The sequence below is a fragment of the Brevundimonas sp. 'scallop' genome (assembly GCF_011045535.1).
Lineage (GTDB): Bacteria > Pseudomonadota > Alphaproteobacteria > Caulobacterales > Caulobacteraceae > Brevundimonas > Brevundimonas vesicularis.
Window position 1 is genome coordinate 1,825,557 of sequence record NZ_CP039382.1, and the last position, 20,142, is coordinate 1,845,698.

Sequence of the window (20,142 nt, forward strand, 5' to 3'; positions counted from 1 at the left end):
ACCGCGATGATGGCATAAGACCATCAAGGAAATGAACGCGTCGCACTCGAAAAAGATGATCCTGATCGCCGCAGCCGCGATCACGACGCCATTGAGCGGCTGTGTCGGCGCATCCGCCTCCAAGACTAAGGTTGTCTCGCCGCTTGCGCCACGTATCCAGGAACTGGTCGACGCCAATCGGCGCTATCCGCGCTGGGAGGACTTTCCGGCCGCGCCGACCGATCTGCCGCCGGTGACGCAGGTCGCGTCGAATGTGCAGCGTCTCCAGGGCGACAGCGCGACGCTGACCAGCGAGATCGCACGCATCGACTGGACGCTCGGCGACGCCGAGGCGCTCGCCGCCGAAACACGCGCGGCCGTGAGCGCCGTTCCGGTGTCGCCTGACGCCGTCCGAACCCAGGCGGATATCGAGGCCTTCGCCCAAAGCCTGCGTGACAGGGCGAAGGCTCCGCCGCCGCTCGACCGTCGCCCAGCGCGATGACTGGTCGCGCGGGAGGCAGAATCCCGCGATAATGCGCTGATGGCAGATGACGGCGGCGCAAAGACACTGAACGCATTCCTCGGCGTGTCTCGATCCCTGTCCGGGCGCGCCTGGCGTCAACGTCCGGCCGACGCCGCAACGACGCGTGCGCACATGCAAACCCTGAACCTGGAAGAACCGCTGGCCCGGGCCTTGGCCTCGCGGGGCGTTCGCGCCGACCAGGGCCAAGATTTCCTTACCCCGACCCTGCGCGCCCTGTTTCCCGACCCGTCCAGCTTTATGGATATGGACGCAGCGGCCGATGCGATCCTGAATGCGTTACAGGCCAAGGCGAACATTCATGTGTTCGCCGACTATGACGTGGACGGGGCCTCCAGCGCGGCGCTGCTGGTGCGTTGGTTTCGGGCGATGGGCCGCGAACTGTCGATCTATGTCCCCGACCGCCTGACTGAAGGTTACGGCCCAAGCGCCAAGGCCTTCGACACGTTGAAGGCGTCGGGCGCCGATCTGGTCATTACCGTGGATTGCGGCGCGGCGGCGAACGAAGCCCTGGCCCATGCGGCCGCCATCGCCCTGAACGTCGTCGTTATCGATCACCACCTGATGCGCAGCGAGCCGCCGACGGCGTTGGCGGTCGTCAACCCAAACCGGCCGGGCTGCAACTCGGGTCAAGGAAATCTGGCGGCGGCGGGCGTCGTGTTCGTGCTTCTGGCGGCGCTGAACCGGGAGGGGCGGCGTCGGGGCCTGTTCATCGAGAGGACCGAGCCGGATATTCGTCAGTGGCTGGATCTGGCGGCCCTGGGCGCCATCTGCGACGTGACCGGCCTGACCGGCTTCAATCGCGCGCTGACCGGCCTTGGTCTCAAGGTCATGAGCGACTGGCGCAATCCGGGTCTGCGTGCGCTGCTGGCGGCGGCCGGCGCCGAACCGGGACCGGCCAAGAGCAATCATGCCGGTTTCATCCTGGGACCACGCATCAATGCGGGAGGACGCATCGGTCGCTCCGACCTCGGCGCGCGGTTGTTGTCGACGGATGATCCGGCCGAGGCCGAGGCCCTGGCGATCGAACTCGACGCGCTGAACCTGTCGCGCCGCGATGTCGAGCGAGCCGTCACCGACGCGGCCGTTCGCCGAGTCGAAGCGACCGGCGCCCAGGCCGACGAAAGCGCCGTCGTCGTGGTCGCGGGCGAGGACTGGCATCCGGGTGTCGTCGGCATCGTCGCCGGCCGTTTGCGCGAGCGCTGGCGCAAGCCGGTGATCGTCATCGGCGTCGATCCCGTGACCGGTCTTGGAAAGGGCTCGGGCCGGTCACAGCCAGGCATGAACCTGGGACGCGCGATCCAGGCGGCCTGGGAGAGCGGTATCCTTCTCGCTGGCGGCGGTCATGCCATGGCGGCAGGCCTGACGATGGACGGTGCGCGCGTGTCCGAGCTGACCGCCTTCTTGAACGAGAGACTCGCTACCGAAAGGGTCGAAGCTGTCGCACAGGACGTGCTTGAGATCGACGCCCTGATCGACCCCGCGGCGGCGACGCGCGATCTGTTCGAATCGTTCGAGCGTCTGGCCCCATTCGGTCCCGCCAACCCCGAACCCAGCTTCGCCCTAAGCGGGGTTCAAGCCCGCGAACCCGTCGCCATGAATGGCGGTCATGTGCGGTGCCGGCTGGTCGGTCCAGATGGCGCGTCAGTCAAGGCCATCGCCTGGCGCTGCGCCGATCTGCCGACGGGCCAGGCGTTGCTGTCGGGGCAGGGCGGGCTGAGCGTCGTGGGCCGGCTGAAGGCTGACGACTGGAATGGCCGCAAGGGCGTGCAGTTCGAGATCGAGGATGTCGCCGATCCTCGAATGATCTGACGGCGGCTCCAAAAAACTGAAAATCCACGCTTGCACCGCTCCGAGGGCGCGGCTATATCGCCGGCTCTCCCGCGCAGCGGTCCCTTCGTCTATCGGTTAGGACGTCAGGTTTTCAACCTGAAAAGAGGGGTTCGACTCCCCTAGGGACTGCCACGCGGGCAGTATTATGGTTGAGCCTTTGAGGCTCCCGGCAAGCAGCATAGATCAAATAGCACGAGAGACTGGCGGTCATTCGCCAGCGCCTGCGATGCGCATCTGCACTCTCCCAAACGCAAGCTTCTGCATAGACGCGCATTTTCCGCTTTTCAAAATTTCGCGGAACGGTGTTAAATATAAAACGAGTCCGCTGGAGGCGCGGGCGGGGGTTTTTTAAGTGTCTGACTTTAAAGAGACGGAAACGGCGCAGACCGTTCGCGTCACTGGGCGCGTGAAGTGGTTCGACGCCGTCAAGGGCTACGGTTTCATCGTCCCTGACGATCCGACCCTGACCGAAACGAGAGATGTCCTGCTGCATATCAGCAGCCTGCGGGATCTCGGCCGCGATGCGGCCGACGAAGGTGCGACCATCACCTGCGACTGCGTCAAACGCGCCAAGGGTTGGCAGACGATCGAGATCCATGACCTGGGCGAGGGCGAAGCGACGCCCGCCGTGCGTCGACCTGTGACTTCGCCGCCGCCGCGCCCGGTCGCCGAAAGTGACGAAGAGCTGGAGACCGCCCTGGTCAAGTGGTTCAATCGGACCAAGGGCTACGGATTCGTCGTGCGTGATCGTGAGCCGGGCGATATCTTCGTCCACATCGAAACCCTGCGTCGCTGCGGCCTGGATGATCTGATTCCTGGCGATGCGGTGCGGGTGCGATTCGCCAACGGACCCAAAGGTCTGGTGGTGGCAGACATCAGAACGGGCGACTGATCGAGCGCCCAGGAGAGGCGTATGATCAAGGCGACGAGACGTTCTGCAATGGCGGGGCTTATTATGCTCGCGCTCGCCGGATGCGCGGCCAAGGCGCCTGTCGGCCCCAATGGCGAGCCGCTGCAGAAGCTGGCCGTCGTGACCACGTCGGGCGAGCATCAGTTCTGGGTCGAAATCGCCGACGAAGAGCCCGAACGTCAACGGGGACTGATGTTCCGTCCGCCGGTCGAGGCCGACCGCGGGATGCTGTTCCAATGGCCGGGTGAAGCGCCGCGCGAGCAAAGCTTCTGGATGCGCAACACGCCCAGTTCGCTGGACATTCTGTATATCGATCCACAGGGCCGGATCGTCTCCATCGCTTCGCACGCCACACCCTTCTCCGAGGCGCCGATCCCTTCCAATGGCGCCGCCAACGGCGTCTTGGAACTGCGGGCAGGACGGGCGGCCGAAATCAACGCCAAGCCCGGCGACAAAGTTTTACATCCTTATTTCAAGCCTTGATTGCGGATCGCGTCGCGAAGTGCCAATAGAGCGCTCCGTTCGGTCCGGGGTGTAGCGCAGCCTGGTAGCGCATCTGGTTTGGGACCAGAGGGTCGGAGGTTCGAATCCTCTCGCCCCGACCAACGGAAGGCCGCTGGATCATATGTCCAGCGCGCGTTATGGCAGGGCCACAGACCCCGCCGTCACTGAGGATTTCGCCATGTTGGCTCGCATCTACCGCCCGGCCAAAACTGCGATGCAGTCGGGCAAGGCCAAGAGCCGTGACTGGCGGCTTGAATTCGAACCGGCGTCGGCGCGCACCATCGATCCGTTGATGGGCTGGACCAGCTCCAACGACATGAACGGCCAGGTTCGCCTGAGCTTCGAATCGAAGGAAGAGGCGATCGAATACGCCGAGCGTCACGGCATCGCCTTCCGTTTGCACGAGCCGAACGATCCGCCGGTGATCATCAAGGCCTATGCCGACAATTTCGCCACCAACCGCAAACAGTCCTGGACGCACTGACGCCTGACGTCTTGCCAGAGCGCCCATAGCTCAACCGGATAGAGCACCCGCCTTCTAAGCGGGATGTTGCAGGTTCGAGTCCTGCTGGGCGCGCCACTTCCGGCGCCTTCGAGGGGCTGATCCATGACCGACCATCAGACCTCGTGCGATCAAGCCGCCCGTGTCGCCGCACTCTACCGGTTCGCGCCGGTGGCTAACCCCGAAGCCGTACGCGAGACGCTTCAGGCGATCTGCGACGCTGGGCAGGTGAGGGGGACACTGCTCGTCGCGCCGGAGGGTCTTAACGGCACCATCGCCGGATCGGAAACAGCCATCGCAGCGGTGTTGTCCGCGATCCACGCCATGCCAGGCTTCGAGACGCTGGAACTCAAATACGCCTGGACCGACGCCCTGCCGTTCCACCGGATGAAGGTGCGCGTCAAACGCGAGATCGTCACCATGGGACAGCCGGATCTGGACCCTCCCAATCAGGCGGGCGTCTACGTCACGCCCACGGACTGGAACGCCCTGATCGCCGATCCCGAGACCTTGGTGATCGATACGCGCAACGACTACGAGGGCGAGATCGGTGCATTCGAACGGGCTGTTCAACCTAATACCCGCAGCTTTCGAGACTTTCCCGACTGGTTCAGGAGCGAAGGTCGCGCCCTACTTGAGCAGACCGGCGCCAAGCGCGTGGCCATGTACTGCACCGGCGGCATTCGCTGCGAAAAATCGACCGCCTTCCTGAAGGCCGAAGGCGTGGAGAACGTCCACCATCTGGAGGGCGGCATCCTTCGCTATCTTGAGATGGTGGATGAGGATCAGAGCCTATGGCATGGAACGTGTTTCGTCTTTGACGAACGCGTCTCGGTCGGGCACGGCCTAAGCCAAGGTCCTCATACCTTGTGCCGGGGATGTCGTCTGCCAGTGGACGAGGCCGGTCGTGCTTCGCCTCACTATGTCGAAGGCGTATGCTGCGAGCGCTGTCACGACGTCCGCGACGAGGTCCAGCGGCAGCGATACGCCGAGCGTCATAGGCAGATGGAAATGGCCCGCGAACGCGGCGAGACGCATCTGGGATCAGTTCAGAAAGACTAGGATCGCCTCATCGCCGGGGCGCGCGAGGGAAGAAAGCGCTGGTGCGGGCGGCATAAACCTCGAACGCCTTGGGTCGCGACTCTCGCATATGCTCTTCCAGCAAGGGCACGCCGGACACCTGGGTCAGAAGCCAGTACATATAGGCTGGCCCTGTCAGCGCGAGCCAACCCCAGGGCCATTCACCGCTCAGATTGATGGCGAACACAGGCCAAGCGCACCAACTTACCCATTCGAAGAAATAGTTCGGGTGGCGTGACCAGGCCCAAAGACCGACATCGCAGATTCCACCCTTGTTGGCCGGGTTGCGCTTGAAGGCCGCCAGCTGGCGATCCGAAACGGCTTCTCCAACCAGGGCTCCAACAAAGATCAGTGTCGCGACAGCATCTTGGAGCGTCAGGCCCGGCGCCGGGTTGCGCGCCGCCGCCATCACACTGAGCGCCAAGAAGGCGGCGGCTCCGGCTTGCAACATAAGGAAGCCGAACATCTTGACCTGAAAACCGGCGCCCCAGTCCTCTCGCAGACGCGCGTAGCGAGCGTCTTCGCGTTCTTCGTGGGAGGCGCGAGCAGCGATGTGGGACCCCAGCCGCAAGCCCCAAAGCCCGATCAGAAGCGCTGCAAGATACTGGCGCAATGACGGAGCGGCGCCGTCGATCGGGAAGAGTGCGACGCCGACGCCAGCCGCTCCCAGTCCAAGCGACCAGAAGGCGTCCGCCCAACCGCCTTGGCCCGTTCGTTTCTGAATCAGCCAGGCCGCAGACATGACGACAACGAGAAATAGGGCGGCGACACCCCAAATGGCCGCGAGAGCGGTCACAGGCGAACGAATGGCTGGATCAGCTTGCCGACCCATCCATCCAGTTGAATCTGACCGTCAAGCGCGACGACGCACAGGCACGGCTCGTCTGACACCACACGGGGTTGGTGCAGCACCTCCGGATCCGCCTCTTCGAAATCCCCCACATCGAACCGCTCGGTTTCGGTCGCATAGGCGCCGGAGATGACACAGGTCAGCTCGACGCCGCCATGCGTATGTTTGGGCGTCTCTCGACCCGATTCGATCTTCAGAAGAATGACACGACAATCCCCATCCCGGGGCGCATGGACGTCGCGCACGCGCATGCCTGGCCCGACCCAGCGCCACGGGCCCAGCGCATACCGCCGCAGCGGCTCGGGCAGCTCGGGCATGTCGTTCAGGGGCGCGCTGTGATAGGCTTTGCCAGTATCCGTCTCGATCCGCGCCATCGCCAAGGCGAGCGCATCATTCGACAAGGGGGAGGGGAGCGTCTCATTCAAGAACTCGCCGCCGACGGACTGCAGGTCGCGCACCCAGGCGTCATTGGCCGGCCGCATCGCCAGATGCGCCGCCATCACCACAGCCTCGGGCGGGCTGAGCGTGCCGGCCGCATAGGCCAGCAAACGTTCTTCGGAGGGATTGCGCTGAGGTTTCATCGCGCAGCCTCCTCGGACGGCGCGAGGATCAGACGAAGCTTGGTCATGGCGTTACGAATACGGGATTTGACGGTGCCGAGCGGCAGGCCGAGATGTTTGGCGATCTCGGAATGAGAGTTGTCCATGAAAAAGGCCAAACGCAGGACCTCGACGTGGTCAGCGCTGAGCCGCGCCAGAGCGTCGCGCACGCGGTCCGCGTCTTGCGACATCGACAGCAGTTCATCGGGCCGGCGGACGTCGTCCCCCGCCAGCTCGATTTCGGGCGTCGGCAGGGGACGCGCGTCACGGCGCAGCATGTCAAGCCGACGGTTGCGAGCGATGGTGAAAATCCACGTGGCGGCGCGCGCCTTGGACGGATCAAACAGATCGGCCTTGCGCCACACGGTCAGCATGGCGTCCTGAGCAAAGTCCTCGGCCGCGCCGGGCGTCGCGCCCGACTTGATCAGCCAGGCCTTCAGCCGCGGTGCGAAATAGGCGAAGAGCGCAGCGAAGGCGTCACGATCGCGCCTCAGGGCGATCTGTTCGATCAGCCGATCGTGCAGCAGCGGATCAGGCAAGCTGTCGAGCGCCTTCACGCGGTTTGACCGACATGGCGTCGATGCGAAGGATAACGGCTCGGCATGCATGAACACTAATACGCTCAGCGGAAATGTCTGGATCAATCGCGATCCGAACATGACGGCGACCCGTAATCCTTTCATGCCGTAGCGATTGCGTTGCGGCGTATCTTTCGGAGTTTTCATGCCCCTGTCGTCCGCGACGCCCTCTGCCGAACGTCAAAAGATCGCTGTGGTCGGATCTGGCGTCGCCGCCCTGTCTTCGGCCTGGCTTCTGTCAAAACGCCATGACGTGACGCTTTACGAAAAGGGCGACCGCCTGGGCGGGCATTCGAATACGGTGATGGCCAGCGTGCCTTCCGGCGAGATCGCGGTCGACACCGGCTTCATCTGCTTCAATGACGCAACCTATCCCAATCTGATCGCCCTGTTCGAGCATTTGGGGATCGCGACACGCGCGACGGATATGTCGTTCGCTGTCTCACTGGATGACGGACAGTTCGAATATGCCGCGCCAGGCTTGTTTGCTCAGCGTCGCAATGCCCTGCGTCCTCGCTTCTGGTCGATGCTGAGCGAAATCCTGCGCTTTTATCGCGAAGCACCAAAGGATTTGGCTGCGATGTCCGATTCCTCGCTGACGCTTGGCGATTATCTGAAGCGGGAGGGGTTCAGTGAGGCGTTCCGCGACGATCACCTGTTACCTATGGCCGCCGCGATCTGGTCATCGCCGGCGCACACGCTGATGGACTATCCGGCCGAGTCCTTCATCCGTTTCTGCGGCAATCACGGCCTGCTGAAACTGGTGGGGCGGCCGCTGTGGCGCACCGTCGAGGGTGGCAGCCGCGTCTATGTCGAACATCTCGCTCGTGCCATCCAAGACATTCGGCTGGACCACGGCGTCACTTCCGTGCGGCGTAGCGATCAAGGCGTCTTCGTTCACGACAGCCAAGGCGGGATCGAGCGCTACGACCAGGTTGTGATTGGGTCCCATGCCGATCAGGCTCTGGCGATGCTGGCCGAACCGACGGCGCGCGAGAAGGCGCTGCTCGGCGCTTTCCGGTACAGCCGAAATCTGACCGTCCTGCATACCGACGCCAGCCTGATGCCGCATCGTCGTCGCGCCTGGGCCAGCTGGAACTATATCGGCGCGGACGACGGCCTCTGCGTCACCTATTGGATGAACCGTCTGCAAGGTCTGCCGGGCGACGACCTGTTCGTCACCCTGAATCCGCCGCGTCCGCCGCGCGCCGACACGATTTTACGCAGCGAACTGTACGAGCACCCCATCTTCGATCCCGCCGCCATACAGGCTCAAAAGCAGTTGTGGAGCCTGCAAGGGCAGGGGGGCGTCTGGTTCTGCGGGGCCCACTTCGGCGCGGGCTTCCACGAGGATGGCCTGCAATCCGGCCTCGCCGTCGCCGAACAACTCGGCGGCGTGCGTCGTTCTTGGTCCGTCGCGAACGAAAGCGGCCGCATTCATTTGACGACGCCTATGGGCGCGCAACTGGAACGTGCCGCGTGACACTCAGCTCGGCCCTTTATCGCGGCCGGGTCATGCACCGACGCCTTCGGCCCAAGACCCATAAGCTGAACTATCGCGTCTTCTGGCTTCTGCTCGACCTGTCGGAAATCGATGATGTGGATGGGCGCCTGCGGCTGTTTTCGCGCAATCGGCTCAATCTGTTGTCCTTCCACGACAAGGATTACGGAGACGGCTCGGGCGCGCTGCGACCTCAGGTGGATGCGTGGATGGCTCAAGCCGGCATCGAACTTGAGGGCGGGCCTGTCCGCCTGTTAACCATGCCGCGGGTTCTGGGTTACGTTTTCAACCCGATCAGCATCTACTATTGCCATTGGCCCGACGGACGGTTGGCCGCCATGGTGTACGAGGTGACCAGCACCTTCGGCATCCGCCACGCCTATGTCATTCCGATCCCGATCGAAGATCAGGCCGCAGGCGTCATTCGTCAGGGCGCGGCCAAGGCGCTCTATGTGTCGCCATTCATGGGCATGGAGATGGATTACCAGTTCCGTGGCCATACGCCGGGCAATCGGCTCGACATGACCATCGACGGGTTAGATGCCGAAGGCGTGCTGATCACGGCCGCCATGGCGGCGAAGCGAGAACGTTTGGAAGATCGCAACATCGCCGCCGCGACAGCCGCGATTCCCTTGATGACGTTCAAGGTCGTCGCGGTGATCCACTGGGAGGCGCTGAAGCTATGGCTCAAGGGCGTCAGGCTGACACAGCAGCCTAGACCGGCAGACACGCCAGTGACCATTCAACGGGAAGCTCAGGAGAGCCGTCTGTAACCCAAAGCAGCAAAAATTGTTTTATCGCCTAAGATATATTATCGGCAATTCTAGCCTTCAGTTTGGAATTGGATCGATCAGGAACTTCTCTCCCGTCGCCTTCCGCTCGTAAGCAAGCAGAGTTTCTGGGTCGAGCGCTTCAGCAAGTCCTATTGTGCGTGTGTAGCGTGTCGCGAATGTGGTGGTCAGGTCGTCAAAGACGCATTTGCGCATTCTCGACACGGTATCGGAACCAACCTTCTGCATCAAAGGCGTCAATAGCCACCCGGACACGCTTCACTGGAAACCAAAAGCAAGACGATTCAGAATCATCGGCGAAGTATCGAGCGCGCCGTAGACGTAGAGCTGTTTGAACGTTGATGAGCCATATCGGCTGTATTCGGTCATACGGTTGACTGCGCCACGTTCCATCGCGTGCATGATTTCGCCGCCCAGCGATCCGCCGCCGATGGCGTCGAACGCGACAGTGGCGCCGGTTTCAGTGACCGCGTCGGTGAGTTGTGTTCGAAAATCATCTTCGCGGCTGTTCAGGACATGGGTCGCCCCCGCGTCCTTCAGCAGTCGCAACTGATCTTCAGAACGCACGATATTGACGAGTGGCACACCGTCTTGGGCGCAAATCCGCTGGAGCATCTGGCCCAGACTGGATGCGGCCGCAGTATGGACGATCACGGAATGTCCCTCGGCCCGAGCGGTTTCGACAAATCCGAGCGCCGTCATGGGATTGACTGTCAAGGCTGCGCCTTGGGCGGCCGTCACACCTTCGGGAATCGGCAGGGCGTCGCGTGTTTTGATCTTTCTCAGATCGGCGTACATGCCGCCCCCGATCATGCCGACCCGACGCCCGATCCAGGTCAAGGAGCGGGCCGCGAGCTTCAAACTGGCGACGGGCTCGCGTCTCGTCTTCAACGACGGCACGCCCGAAATCATCGCCTATCCCGAAACGCGAGCCGGCTGGGGACGGCTGACGCGGCTGCTGACCCTGGGCAATCGCCGGGCGGTGAAGGGGCAGTGCGAGATCGGGCTGCGCGATCTGCTGGCCGCGCCTGAGGATATGCTGCTGATCCTCATGCCGGGCGCACGGTTGGACGGCGTCGACAAGGTCTTGGCGCAGTTGAGCGATGCATCGCCCGGCGCGGTCTGGCTTGGCGCGGTGATGGGGCGGAACGGCGACGACCGTCGAAGACTGTCGCGGCTGAAGACACTGTCAGAGCGGAGCGGCGCACCGCTACTGGCCGTCAACAATGTTCTCTATCACGACGCGATCCAACGCGATCTGCAGGACGTGCTGACCTGTATTCGCGAAGGCGTGACGATCGAGGATGCAGGCCGACGTCTGAACGCCAACGCCGAACGCTGGCTGAAGCCGCCCGCCGAAATGGCCCGCCTTTTCCGCGATGCGCCCGAGGCGCTGGTCGAGACCCAGCACGTCTTGTCTCGCATCGGCTTCGATCTGGGCGACATCAGTTACCAGTACCCTGAAGAGACGACCCCGCCTGATGAGACGCCGCAGGGCTGGCTGGAACAACTGACCTGGCGGCACGCCGAGATGCGCTATCCCGACGGCGTGCCCGACAAGGTCAAGGCGCTGCTGGATAAAGAGCTGATCTTCATCGCAAAGGCCGGCTACGCGCCGTATTTCCTGACGATCTACGACATCGTGCGTGTGGCGAACGACAAGCGGATTTTGTGCCAGGGTCGAGGTTCGGCGGCCAACTCGGCTGTCTGTTACGTACTGGGCATCACGGCGGTGGACCCCGCGGAATCCGACCTGCTGTTCGAACGCTTCCTTTCCACCGACCGTGGCGAGCCGCCCGACATCGACGTCGATTTCGAGCACGAGCGGCGCGAGGAGATCATCCAGCACATCTACACTCGCTATGGCCGCGCGCGCGCCGGCATCGCCGCCACCGTCATCCGCTATCGTCCCAAGAGCGCCATCCGTGACGTCGGCAAGGCGCTGGGTCTGACCGAGGACGTGACTGCCCGTCTGGCCTCCAGCCAATGGGGCAGTTGGGGCAGTGAGATCGGCGAACGCCATGTCAAACAGGCTGGTTTGGACCCCGCCAATCCTATGATCCAGCGTGCGGTGAAGCTGGCCATGCGGCTGTTGAACTTTCCCCGCCACCTGTCCCAGCACGTCGGCGGCTTCATTCTGACCCAGGACCGGCTGGACGAACTGGTCCCTATCGGCAATGCCGCCATGCCGGATCGCACCTTCATCGAATGGGACAAGGACGACATCGATGCACTCCGCCTGATGAAGGTCGATGTGCTGGCGCTTGGCATGCTGACCTGCATCCGCAAGGCGTTCGACCTGATCCGCGCTCATCACGGGGACGATTGGGCGCTGCATACGATCCCGCGCGACGATCCGGCCGTTTACGACATGCTGTGCAAGGGCGACTCCATCGGCGTCTTCCAGGTCGAGAGCCGCGCCCAGATCAACATGTTGCCCCGTCTAAAGCCACGCCGCCTCTACGATTTGGTAATTCAGGTGGCGATCGTCCGACCCGGTCCGATCCAGGGCGACATGGTCCACCCCTATCTGCGCCGTCGCAATAAACTGGAGGAGCCCGACTATTCCAGGCCAGGACCGCAATATCCCCAAAACGAGCTGAAGCAGGTGCTCGAAAAAACTCTGGGCGTTCCCCTGTTTCAGGAACAGGCGATGAAGGTCGCCATGGTCGCGGCCGAGTTCAACGAGAAGGAAGCGAATGGTCTGCGCAAGGCCATGGGCACCTTCCGGGGCGACGGCACCCTGCACACCTATGAGGATCGAATGGTCGGCCGCATGATCGAACGCGGCTATGACCCGACCTTCGCCCAGCGTTGCTTCGACCAGATCAAGGGTTTCGGCTCTTACGGCTTTCCGGAAAGCCACGCCGCCTCTTTCGCCCAACTGGTCTATGTCTCCTCATGGATCAAACGCCACTATCCGGCGGCCTTCGCCTGCGCCCTGCTGAACAGCCAGCCGATGGGGTTCTACGCCCCGGCCCAGATCGTGCGCGACGGCCGCGAACACGGCGTCGAGGTGCGGCCGGTCGATGTCTCTTACAGTGGTTGGGACAACAGTCTGGAAGGTTCGGACAGAACGCCGGCGCTGCGGATCGGCCTGCGCCAGATTGAGGGCTTCCGCGAAGACTGGGCAGAGGCGCTCGCCGCCGCCCGCGCCTTCTCTCTGTCCGACATCGAAACTCTGGCCCGCCGCGCCGCCTTGCCGTCTGCCGCCATGCGCAAGCTGGCCGATGCAGACGCCTTACGATCGTTGCGGCTGGACCGGCGTGAAGCCCTTTGGGCCGTACGACGCTTGCCGGACGACCCGCCGCTGCCGTTGGTCGCCGCCGCCGATGCGCGCGAGCTCGGCGCCGAACCCGACGCCCGACTGCCGGTCATGCCGCTGGGCGAGCATGTCGCCGCCGACTACCAGACCCTGCGCCTGTCGCTGAAGGCGCATCCCATGGCGATCCTGCGCCCGATCTTCGACGCCGAAGGCCTGCTGACCTCCGCCCAGACCGAAGCCCGACGCGGGGGCGCCGTTGTGCAGGTCGCTGGTGTTGTTCTGGTGCGTCAACGCCCCGGCAAGGGCAACGCCATCTTCGTCACCCTGGAAGACGAGACCGGCATCATCAACGTCGTCCTGTGGGCGCGGATGTTCGAGCAGTTCCGCCGCGAGGTCATGGCTGCCCGCCTGATGGCGGTCGAGGGCGTAGTGGAGAAGAGCCCCGAAGGCGTCATCCATCTGGTCGCCCGCCGCGTCATCGACCGCTCAACCGAACTGGCGCGCCTGTCCCAGGATCACGACACCGCCGTCCAACTCGCCCGCGCCGACGTCGTCGCCCATCCCCAGACACCCCGCCATCCGCCGCATCGCCATTCCCGTGATGTGCGTATCCTGCCCGGATCTAGAGATTTTCATTGATCCAGAATTGCGGGACCGAAACTCAAAAATTCATTTTTGATGCCCGATACTCCACTGCTCAAACAACGCCTTCGGCAAGGCATCGTAGAGGTCGTCTGAGGTCAGTCCCGGTCCAAAGCGTTCTGCGGCATCGGAATGAAGCCAGACGGCGGCGCAAGCGGCGTCGAAGCTGTCCATGCGCTGCGCCGCCAATCCGCCGATCATGCCGGCCAGCACGTCGCCGGTTCCGGCCGTGGCCAGCCACGGAGAACCGTTTTCATTTCGGCGGATGCGACCATCAGGCGATGCGATCAAAGTCTCGGCGCCCTTCAAAACGATCGTCGCCTGGGCCGCTCGCGCCGCATCTTTAACGGCCGTTTCTCGCCCCTTCGCGAGCAGGCCTGGGAAAAGTCGATCAAACTCACCTTCATGCGGCGTCAGGATATCGTCGCGATCCAACACGGCGAACAGTTCAGCAGTCCGACCTTTGAAGACCGACAGACCATCCGCGTCGATCACCAGAACGGCGCCGGTCGAGCCCAGCGCCTGAATGTTCGCGATCGTCGCATCGTCTAGGCCTGCAGCTGGTCCGATCACGACGGCGTCGCTGCCGGCGGCTTCTCGACTTAAGTTTTCGGGTGAAGAAAAAGGCGTCAACATCACCGCCTGCACAGCCGGCGCGATCACCGACGCTGCATCTGGCGGACAAAGGATTCGCACGACCCCAGCCCCCATCCTCAGGCCCGCATGAGCTGCAAGCCGCGCAGCGCCGGTGTGATGCGCCTTTCCTGAAACGACCGCCAAACGTCCACGCGCATGCTTGTGCATTTCCGAGCTCGGCCAAGGCAGAAAATTGCGCCAGATCGCCGGGTCGTTGGTTTCTATCATCCGCGTTCCGATTATCCTTCGCCAGCCTGCGAAAATCGCTTGCTTTGAGCGGCCCTGCTGTGTCCCATTCGCGCCCGAGCGCCGCTGCATTCCGTGCGCCGCTCCGGGGTCGCCATGAAGAAAATCGAAGCCATCATCAAGCCTTTCAAGCTGGATGACGTCAAAGAGGCGCTCCAGGACGTGGGCGTGCAAGGCATGACTGTGCTGGAGGCCAAGGGATATGGTCGCCAGAAGGGTCATTCCGAACTGTACCGCGGCGCAGAATACGTCATCGACTTCCTGCCCAAGATCAAGATCGAGGTGGTCGTCGCCGACGACCTTGCCCCCGCAGTTGTCGAGGCCATTCAGACCTCGGCTCGTACAGGCAAGATCGGCGACGGCAAGATCTTCGTGTCCGACGTCGCCGAAGTGATCCGCATCCGCACCGGCGAAACCGGAGCCCAAGCCGTCTGACCTGACTACCCTCCCCGGCCCTCGGCCCTCGGGTCGCTGTCCGGTCTCCTCCCCAAACGACAAGAACAGGACTTTTCGAGAATGAGCGCCAGCAAGATCCTCAAAGAGATCAAGGATGAGGAGGTCCAATATGTGGACGTCCGCTTCACCGACACGCGCGGCCGTCTGCAGCACGTCACCTTCGACATCGATCTGGTCGACGAGGACTTCCTGAACGAAGGCACGATGTTCGACGGCTCGTCGATCGCCGGCTGGAAGGCCATCAACGAGTCCGACATGCTGCTGAAGCCCGACCTTACCACGGCCTATATCGATCCCTTCTATCAGCAGAAGACGATGTTCCTGTTCTGCGACGTGCTGAACCCGGACACCGGCGAGCCCTACAACCGCGACAGCCGCTCAATGGCCAAGAAGGCTCTGTCTTACGTCCAGTCGTCGGGCGTGGGCGACCAGGTCTTCTTCGGACCGGAAGCCGAGTTCTTCATCTTCGACGACGTGCGTTGGTCCACCCAGCCGCACGATACCGGCTACAGCTACGATTCGACCGAGCTGCCGGCCAATACCGGCGCTGAATATTCCGAAGGCAATATGGGCCATCGCCCTGGACCAAAGGGCGGCTACTTCCCCGTCAATCCGGTCGATTCCGGCCAGGACCTGCGCGGCGAAATGCTGGGCGTCATGCGCGATTTGGGCCTTCAGCCCGAGAAGCATCACCACGAGGTGGCTCCGGCTCAGCACGAACTGGGTCTGAAGTTCTCGGACCTGCTGACCATGGCCGACCGCCTTCAGCTCTATAAGTACGTGATCCACAATGTGGCCCACGCCTATGGCAAGTCGGCGACCTTCATGGCCAAGCCGATGTTTGCGGACAACGGTTCGGGCATGCACGTCCACATGTCGATCTGGAAGGACGGCAAGCCCCAGTTCGCCGGCGACCAGTACGCCGGTCTGTCGCAGGAATGTCTGTGGTACATCGGCGGCATCATCAAGCACGCCAAGGCCATCAACGCCTTCGCCAACTCGACCACCAACAGCTACAAGCGTCTGGTCCCCGGCTATGAAGCCCCGGTGAAGCTGGCCTATTCGGCCCGCAACCGTTCGGCCTCGATCCGCATCCCGCACGTCTCCTCGCCCAAGGCCAAGCGTCTGGAAGCGCGCTTCCCCGATCCGATGGGCAACCCCTATCTGACCTTCGTCGCCCTGCTGATGGCCGGTCTGGACGGGATCGAGAACCGTATCGATCCGGGCGCGCCCGCCGACAAGAACCTCTACGACCTGCCGCCGGAAGAGCGCGGCTCGATCCCCGAGGTCTGCGGCTCGCTGCGTGAAGCGCTGGAGAACCTGGATAAAGACCGGGCCTTCCTCAAGAAGGGCGGCGTCATGGATGACGACTTCATCGACAGCTACATCGAGCTGAAGATGGAAGAGGTGATGCGTCTGCAACTGCACCCGCACCCGGTCGAGTTCGACATGTACTATAGCTGCTGATCACCTGATCGCATTCAAGACAAAGGGCCGGGGATCGCTCCCCGGCCCTTTTTGCATGGCCTGACTGCTTCCAGCAGCGATCGAGACGCGGACGTGCGCCTAAGCGATCTCGGCTTCCAGATCGTCGGCCTTCTTACGGCGCAGCTCGATCAGTCGCACGCACCAGATTGAAATCTCGTAGAGAATGACCAGCGGCACAGCCAGCATCAGTTGGCTGATCGGATCGGGCGGCGTGACCACGGCTGCGACCACGACGACAGCGACGATGGCGTAGCGCCGACCGGCCGCCATGACCTTGGAGCTGATCAGGCCAGCGAGGCCCAGAAGAGTCGTCACCACAGGAAGCTGGAAGCAAAGCCCGAAGGCGAGAAGCAGCGAGGTCACCAGGCTGAGATAGTCGGAAATCTTGGTCGTCTGCGCCACGGATATGCCGTCGGTGGCCACCTGCTGGCTCAGCGAGAACAGCATCACGAACGGCAGCATGACGTAATAGACCAGCGCCCCGCCCAGGCAGAACATCACAGGCGCGGCGATCAGGAACGGCAGAAACGCTCCGCGCTCGTTGCGATAGAGACCCGGCGCCACGAACCGGTACATCTGCCACGCCATGACAGGGAAGGTCAGGACCGCCGCACCAAAAGCCGCGATTTTCATCTTGGTGAAGAGCTGTTCCAGCGGCGCCGTCGCGATCAGTTGCACAACGGCGGCGCTGCCTGGCGGATAGGGTTTGATTCCCGTCATCACCGCGATCAGTTCGATGGGATTGGCGTGACCGCCGGTCGCCAGGGCAGCGGCATGGATCGCCACGGCGGCCTGATACGGCTTGATCAGCGCAATCTGGATCTGGTTGGCGAAGGCGAAGCAGAGGATGAAAGCCAGGAAGAAAGCCACCACACAGATGAGCAGCCGCCCGCGCAGCTCGATCAGGTGATCCATCAGGGGCGCGCGCGACGCCTCGATCTCGGCCTCGTCACGATCGGAAGGCGTCACAGGTCAACGACTTTCTTGCGCGAGGTCTTGGACTTGGTGGCCGCAGGCTTAGTCTTGGCGGTCTTCGGTTTGGCGGCTGAGCGAGGTTTAGCCGTCGCCGATCCGGAAACACCCGTCCCCGCCTTGGCCTTTGGGGGCGTTCGCTTGGGTTTCGTCGTCGTGACCGGCTCAACCGCCGCCGGCGTATCCGGCCATTCGTCGGGCGCAGGCGTCATGACCGGCGCCTCCGGCTCGGGCGCAGGCAGGGCAGCCGCCGCAGTCGGCCCGGTCAATCCAGCGTTGATGTCCTTGAACGCGGCGTCCGCCTCGGCGCCCAGGGGATACATGGCCCCCTGCCCCGTCCGCAGCGCCTCGACCTCTTTGCGCAGGTCGTCCAGTTCGGACTGACGCGCCATCTCGTCGAAACTGGATCGGAACTCATTGGCCATGGCGCGCGCCTTGGCCACCATCTGACCGACGCGACGCATCAGGACAGGCAGGTCCTTTGGCCCCACGACGAGCAGGGCCACCAGACCGATCACCACTAATTCGAAACCCCCGATACCGGGGCCGAGCCCGCCCATGCGTCAGCCCTTACAGACGACGACTAGCGCTTCAGCTCTTCCTTTTCCGCCTCGGTGCGCGGCAGCGAACTGACGCCCTCGTGCGGGCCGTCCTTCTTGTCTTCGTCCTTCAGGCCGTCCTTGAAGGCGCGAATGCCCTTGGCGGCGTCGCCCATGATGCCCGACAGCTTGCCCCGGCCACCGAACAGCAGCGCGATGACGACGATGACGATGGCCCAATGCCAGATGCTCATGGAGCCCATGGCTAATCTCCTCGCGGGGATCGGTCATCCGATCCCATCCACTCTTATTCGACCCGCATATAGGCGCAGTGATGGCCCCGCGCCAAGGGAGGCTGTAGGTCTGCGCGACCATGAGTCCCTCCGATCACGTCATCATCCACACCGACGGCGCCTGCAAGGGCAATCCGGGCCCCGGAGGCTGGGGCGCCGTGCTTCAGGCCGGCGGCGGTCATGAAAAGGAATTGTGGGGCGGCGAGCCCAACACGACCAACAATCGCATGGAGCTGATGGCCGCCATCATGGCGCTGGAAGCCCTGAAGCGGCCCTGCAAGGTCGAATTGCATACCGACAGCAAGTACGTGATGCAGGGAATCACCGAATGGATGCGTGGTTGGAAGGCGCGTGGTTGGCTGACCGCCGACAAGAAGCCGGTGAAGAACGCCGATTTATGGCAGCGGCTGGACGCCGCGCGTCTGCGGCACGACGTGAAATGGCGATGGGTGAAGGGTCATGCTGGACATGAACTGAACGAACGCGCCGACCAACTGGCGAATCGCGGTGTCGCGGAACTGCCCCGGCGCTAGACCGCCTCGACCTCCTTGTCCGGCTCGGCTGGACGTCGGCGGACCCGCGATCCGCTCATCACCGCGCCAAACAGGGCCGTGACGGCCGCGATCTGGAACCCGTGACCGACGCCGTTGATCGGCGCGGCCGACAGCAGGAAAGCCACCACCACGGCGCCCAGGGATTGCCCGACGACCCGCGCCATGCCCAGGGTGCCGCCCGCTGCGCCGGCGCGATCTTTCGGGGCCTCCGACAACATGGCGCGATTGTTGGGCGACTGGAAAAATCCGAAGCCCGCGCCGCAAAGGGCCATGCGCCAGATGATGTCGAAATGGCTCGAATCGGCATTGAGAAAACTGAGCGCCATCAGGCCGCAAGCAAACAGGCTAAGGCCGATGGCGCCCAGCACGCCCGCCGAATAGCGATCAGACAGATGGCCGGCCAGCGGCGCTGCGATCATGGTCGCCAGTGGCCAAGGCGTCATCAATAGGCCGGTCTCCACCGCAGTAAGCCCCAATGTGCCCTGAAGGAAGAACGGCAAGGCCACGAAGGCCATCATCTGGGCGGTGAAGGATATGATTGATGTGGCGACCGACAGGCTGAACATCGGTCGCGCCAGCAGGTCGAGGGGGATCAGCGGCGACGTCCGTGAGCGCTCGCGGCGAATCAGCAAGATCCCGGCTGCCAGCCCTGCCCCTGTCAGACCGAAACCCAAAACGGCCGCTTCGCCATGCGCCAGCGATTGAAGGCCGGTGATCAGCAGGCCAAACGCGGCGGCGTTCAGCGCAGCCCCGACCCAATTCAGCTTTCGCGGCTGAAGTCGGTTGTGCGGCAGGGTGAAACCCGCCAGCGACACCGCCAGCAGGCCGATCGGCACATTCAGTGCAAACAGCCAACGCCAGTGTCCGACAGCCAATATGGCGCTGGCGATGGTCGGCCCCGCCGCCGCCGCCAGCGAAACGATCACCGCGTTGATTCCGACTGCGCGACCCAGCAGTCGCTGCGGATAGGTGTAACGGACCAAGGCTCCATTGACGCTCATGATGCCCGCTGCACCAAAACCTTGAACAACGCGTGCGAGGCTGAGCGTCTCGATCGAGTTGGCGAACACACAGGCGATGGAGGCCAGGGTGAACACGGCCAGCCCCGCCTGCGACACACGCCGATAGCCGACGATCTCGCCCAGCGACGCCAGTGGCAAAAGAGCGACCACGATGGCGATCTGATAAGCGTTGACGATCCAGATCGAGGCGGCCGATGACGCCTGTAAATCCTGCGCGATCGACGGCAGGGCGACATTGGCGATCGCGCCATCCAGAACGGCAAGCGTGATGCCCAAGCCGATGGACACAATGGCCCAATAGCGCCTAGGTGTCGGCAAGCCGTCAGTGACGGCGTTCTGGGGTTCTGTCATGCCTGACGAA

21 protein-coding genes and 3 tRNA genes are annotated in these 20,142 nt (G+C 63.2%); 15 read left to right on the forward strand and 9 right to left on the reverse strand.

Going from position 1 to position 20,142, the window contains the following annotated elements:
* Positions 1 to 55: 55 nt before the first annotated feature.
* The 9 genes from E4341_RS09060 to E4341_RS09100 all read left to right on the forward strand — a co-directional run bounded on the left by E4341_RS09060 (position 56) and on the right by E4341_RS09100 (position 5,331).
* Entirely contained in the window at positions 56 to 481 is a 426-nt protein-coding gene (locus E4341_RS09060; RefSeq protein WP_205751261.1) for a hypothetical protein, read from the forward strand.
* 39 nt (positions 482 to 520) lie between these two features.
* A complete protein-coding gene (gene recJ, locus E4341_RS09065) occupies positions 521 to 2,332 on the forward strand; it encodes a single-stranded-DNA-specific exonuclease RecJ (protein ID WP_165116737.1) in 1,812 nt (603 codons plus the stop codon).
* Between the two features lie 78 nt (positions 2,333 to 2,410).
* Positions 2,411 to 2,485: transfer RNA gene (locus E4341_RS09070), tRNA-Glu, on the forward strand.
* 220 nt (positions 2,486 to 2,705) lie between these two features.
* Positions 2,706 to 3,245: a cold-shock protein gene (locus tag E4341_RS09075; protein WP_165116739.1), complete on the forward strand. Its 540-nt coding sequence runs from the start codon at positions 2,706 to 2,708 to the stop codon at positions 3,243 to 3,245.
* A gap of 21 nt (positions 3,246 to 3,266) precedes the next feature.
* Positions 3,267 to 3,746, forward strand: a complete 480-nt coding sequence (locus E4341_RS09080) for a DUF192 domain-containing protein (protein ID WP_165116741.1) — start codon at positions 3,267 to 3,269, stop codon at positions 3,744 to 3,746.
* A 45-nt stretch (positions 3,747 to 3,791) separates the two neighbouring features.
* Positions 3,792 to 3,868, forward strand: a tRNA-Pro gene (locus E4341_RS09085).
* A 77-nt stretch (positions 3,869 to 3,945) separates the two neighbouring features.
* Entirely contained in the window at positions 3,946 to 4,251 is a 306-nt protein-coding gene (locus E4341_RS09090) for an ETC complex I subunit (RefSeq protein ID WP_165116743.1), read from the forward strand.
* Between the two features lie 19 nt (positions 4,252 to 4,270).
* Positions 4,271 to 4,347: transfer RNA gene (locus E4341_RS09095), tRNA-Arg, on the forward strand.
* A 27-nt stretch (positions 4,348 to 4,374) separates the two neighbouring features.
* Positions 4,375 to 5,331, forward strand: coding sequence for a rhodanese-related sulfurtransferase (locus E4341_RS09100; protein WP_165116745.1), 957 nt, complete (start codon positions 4,375 to 4,377; stop codon positions 5,329 to 5,331).
* Between the two features lie 7 nt (positions 5,332 to 5,338).
* Here the strand turns inward: E4341_RS09100 and E4341_RS09105 are convergent, their stop codons facing one another.
* Genes E4341_RS09105 through E4341_RS09115 form a run of 3 tightly spaced genes read right to left on the reverse strand, consistent with a single transcriptional unit; the run spans position 5,339 to position 7,523 of the window.
* A complete protein-coding gene (locus E4341_RS09105; protein WP_240893515.1) occupies positions 5,339 to 6,145 on the reverse strand; it encodes a DUF1295 domain-containing protein in 807 nt (268 codons plus the stop codon).
* Positions 6,142 to 6,780 carry a ChrR family anti-sigma-E factor gene (locus tag E4341_RS09110; RefSeq protein WP_165116747.1) on the reverse strand — a complete coding sequence of 213 codons (639 nt, stop codon included), beginning with the start codon at positions 6,778 to 6,780 and terminating at the stop codon, positions 6,142 to 6,144. Before E4341_RS09110 ends, E4341_RS09105 begins: the two co-directional genes overlap by 4 nt.
* Positions 6,777 to 7,523, reverse strand: a complete 747-nt coding sequence (locus E4341_RS09115) for a sigma-70 family RNA polymerase sigma factor (protein WP_240893516.1) — start codon at positions 7,521 to 7,523, stop codon at positions 6,777 to 6,779. The genes E4341_RS09110 and E4341_RS09115 overlap by 4 nt, the downstream gene beginning before the upstream one ends.
* On the opposite strand from E4341_RS09115, the gene E4341_RS09120 reads away from it, so the two are divergent.
* Complete coding sequence (locus tag E4341_RS09120; protein ID WP_165116749.1) at positions 7,522 to 8,859, forward strand: NAD(P)/FAD-dependent oxidoreductase; 1,338 nt, start codon at positions 7,522 to 7,524, stop codon at positions 8,857 to 8,859. The genes E4341_RS09115 and E4341_RS09120 overlap by 2 nt on opposite strands.
* The gene (locus E4341_RS09125; protein ID WP_165116751.1) at positions 8,856 to 9,650 is read left to right on the forward strand and encodes a DUF1365 domain-containing protein; all 795 of its coding nucleotides are present in this window, start codon (positions 8,856 to 8,858) and stop codon (positions 9,648 to 9,650) included. The genes E4341_RS09120 and E4341_RS09125 overlap by 4 nt, the downstream gene beginning before the upstream one ends.
* Positions 9,651 to 9,926: 276 nt before the next feature.
* On the opposite strand, the gene E4341_RS15430 is transcribed toward E4341_RS09125, so the two are convergent.
* A complete protein-coding gene (locus tag E4341_RS15430) occupies positions 9,927 to 10,466 on the reverse strand; it encodes a zinc-binding dehydrogenase (RefSeq protein WP_205751264.1) in 540 nt (179 codons plus the stop codon).
* On the opposite strand from E4341_RS15430, the gene E4341_RS09135 reads away from it, so the two are divergent.
* A complete protein-coding gene (locus tag E4341_RS09135) occupies positions 10,465 to 13,572 on the forward strand; it encodes an error-prone DNA polymerase (protein WP_240893517.1) in 3,108 nt (1,035 codons plus the stop codon). The two genes, E4341_RS15430 and E4341_RS09135, sit on opposite strands and share 2 nt — an antisense overlap.
* Before the next feature lie 30 nt (positions 13,573 to 13,602).
* Here E4341_RS09135 and E4341_RS09140 read toward each other — a convergent pair whose 3' ends face one another.
* Entirely contained in the window at positions 13,603 to 14,439 is an 837-nt protein-coding gene (locus tag E4341_RS09140; protein WP_165116753.1) for an NAD(P)H-hydrate dehydratase, read from the reverse strand.
* A gap of 114 nt (positions 14,440 to 14,553) precedes the next feature.
* Between E4341_RS09140 and E4341_RS09145 the strand changes: the two genes are divergently transcribed.
* Positions 14,554 to 14,892 carry a P-II family nitrogen regulator gene (locus E4341_RS09145; RefSeq protein ID WP_008261682.1) on the forward strand — a complete coding sequence of 113 codons (339 nt, stop codon included), beginning with the start codon at positions 14,554 to 14,556 and terminating at the stop codon, positions 14,890 to 14,892.
* A gap of 81 nt (positions 14,893 to 14,973) precedes the next feature.
* The gene (gene glnA / locus E4341_RS09150; protein ID WP_165116755.1) at positions 14,974 to 16,380 is read left to right on the forward strand and encodes a type I glutamate--ammonia ligase; all 1,407 of its coding nucleotides are present in this window, start codon (positions 14,974 to 14,976) and stop codon (positions 16,378 to 16,380) included.
* 99 nt (positions 16,381 to 16,479) lie between these two features.
* Here the strand turns inward: glnA and tatC are convergent, their stop codons facing one another.
* Genes tatC through E4341_RS09165 form a run of 3 tightly spaced genes read right to left on the reverse strand, consistent with a single transcriptional unit; the run spans position 16,480 to position 18,175 of the window.
* A complete protein-coding gene (gene tatC / locus E4341_RS09155) occupies positions 16,480 to 17,370 on the reverse strand; it encodes a twin-arginine translocase subunit TatC (protein ID WP_055810012.1) in 891 nt (296 codons plus the stop codon).
* Positions 17,367 to 17,933 carry a Sec-independent protein translocase protein TatB gene (gene tatB / locus E4341_RS09160; RefSeq protein ID WP_165116757.1) on the reverse strand — a complete coding sequence of 189 codons (567 nt, stop codon included), beginning with the start codon at positions 17,931 to 17,933 and terminating at the stop codon, positions 17,367 to 17,369. Before tatB ends, tatC begins: the two co-directional genes overlap by 4 nt.
* 23 nt (positions 17,934 to 17,956) lie before the next feature.
* Entirely contained in the window at positions 17,957 to 18,175 is a 219-nt protein-coding gene (locus E4341_RS09165; RefSeq protein WP_017503863.1) for a twin-arginine translocase TatA/TatE family subunit, read from the reverse strand.
* 110 nt (positions 18,176 to 18,285) lie between these two features.
* On the opposite strand from E4341_RS09165, the gene rnhA reads away from it, so the two are divergent.
* Positions 18,286 to 18,738, forward strand: a complete 453-nt coding sequence (gene rnhA / locus E4341_RS09170) for a ribonuclease HI (protein ID WP_066628408.1) — start codon at positions 18,286 to 18,288, stop codon at positions 18,736 to 18,738.
* On the opposite strand, the gene E4341_RS09175 is transcribed toward rnhA, so the two are convergent.
* Complete coding sequence (locus E4341_RS09175; RefSeq protein WP_165116759.1) at positions 18,735 to 20,132, reverse strand: MFS transporter; 1,398 nt, start codon at positions 20,130 to 20,132, stop codon at positions 18,735 to 18,737. The two genes, rnhA and E4341_RS09175, sit on opposite strands and share 4 nt — an antisense overlap.
* Between the last annotated feature and the right edge of the window lie 10 nt (positions 20,133 to 20,142).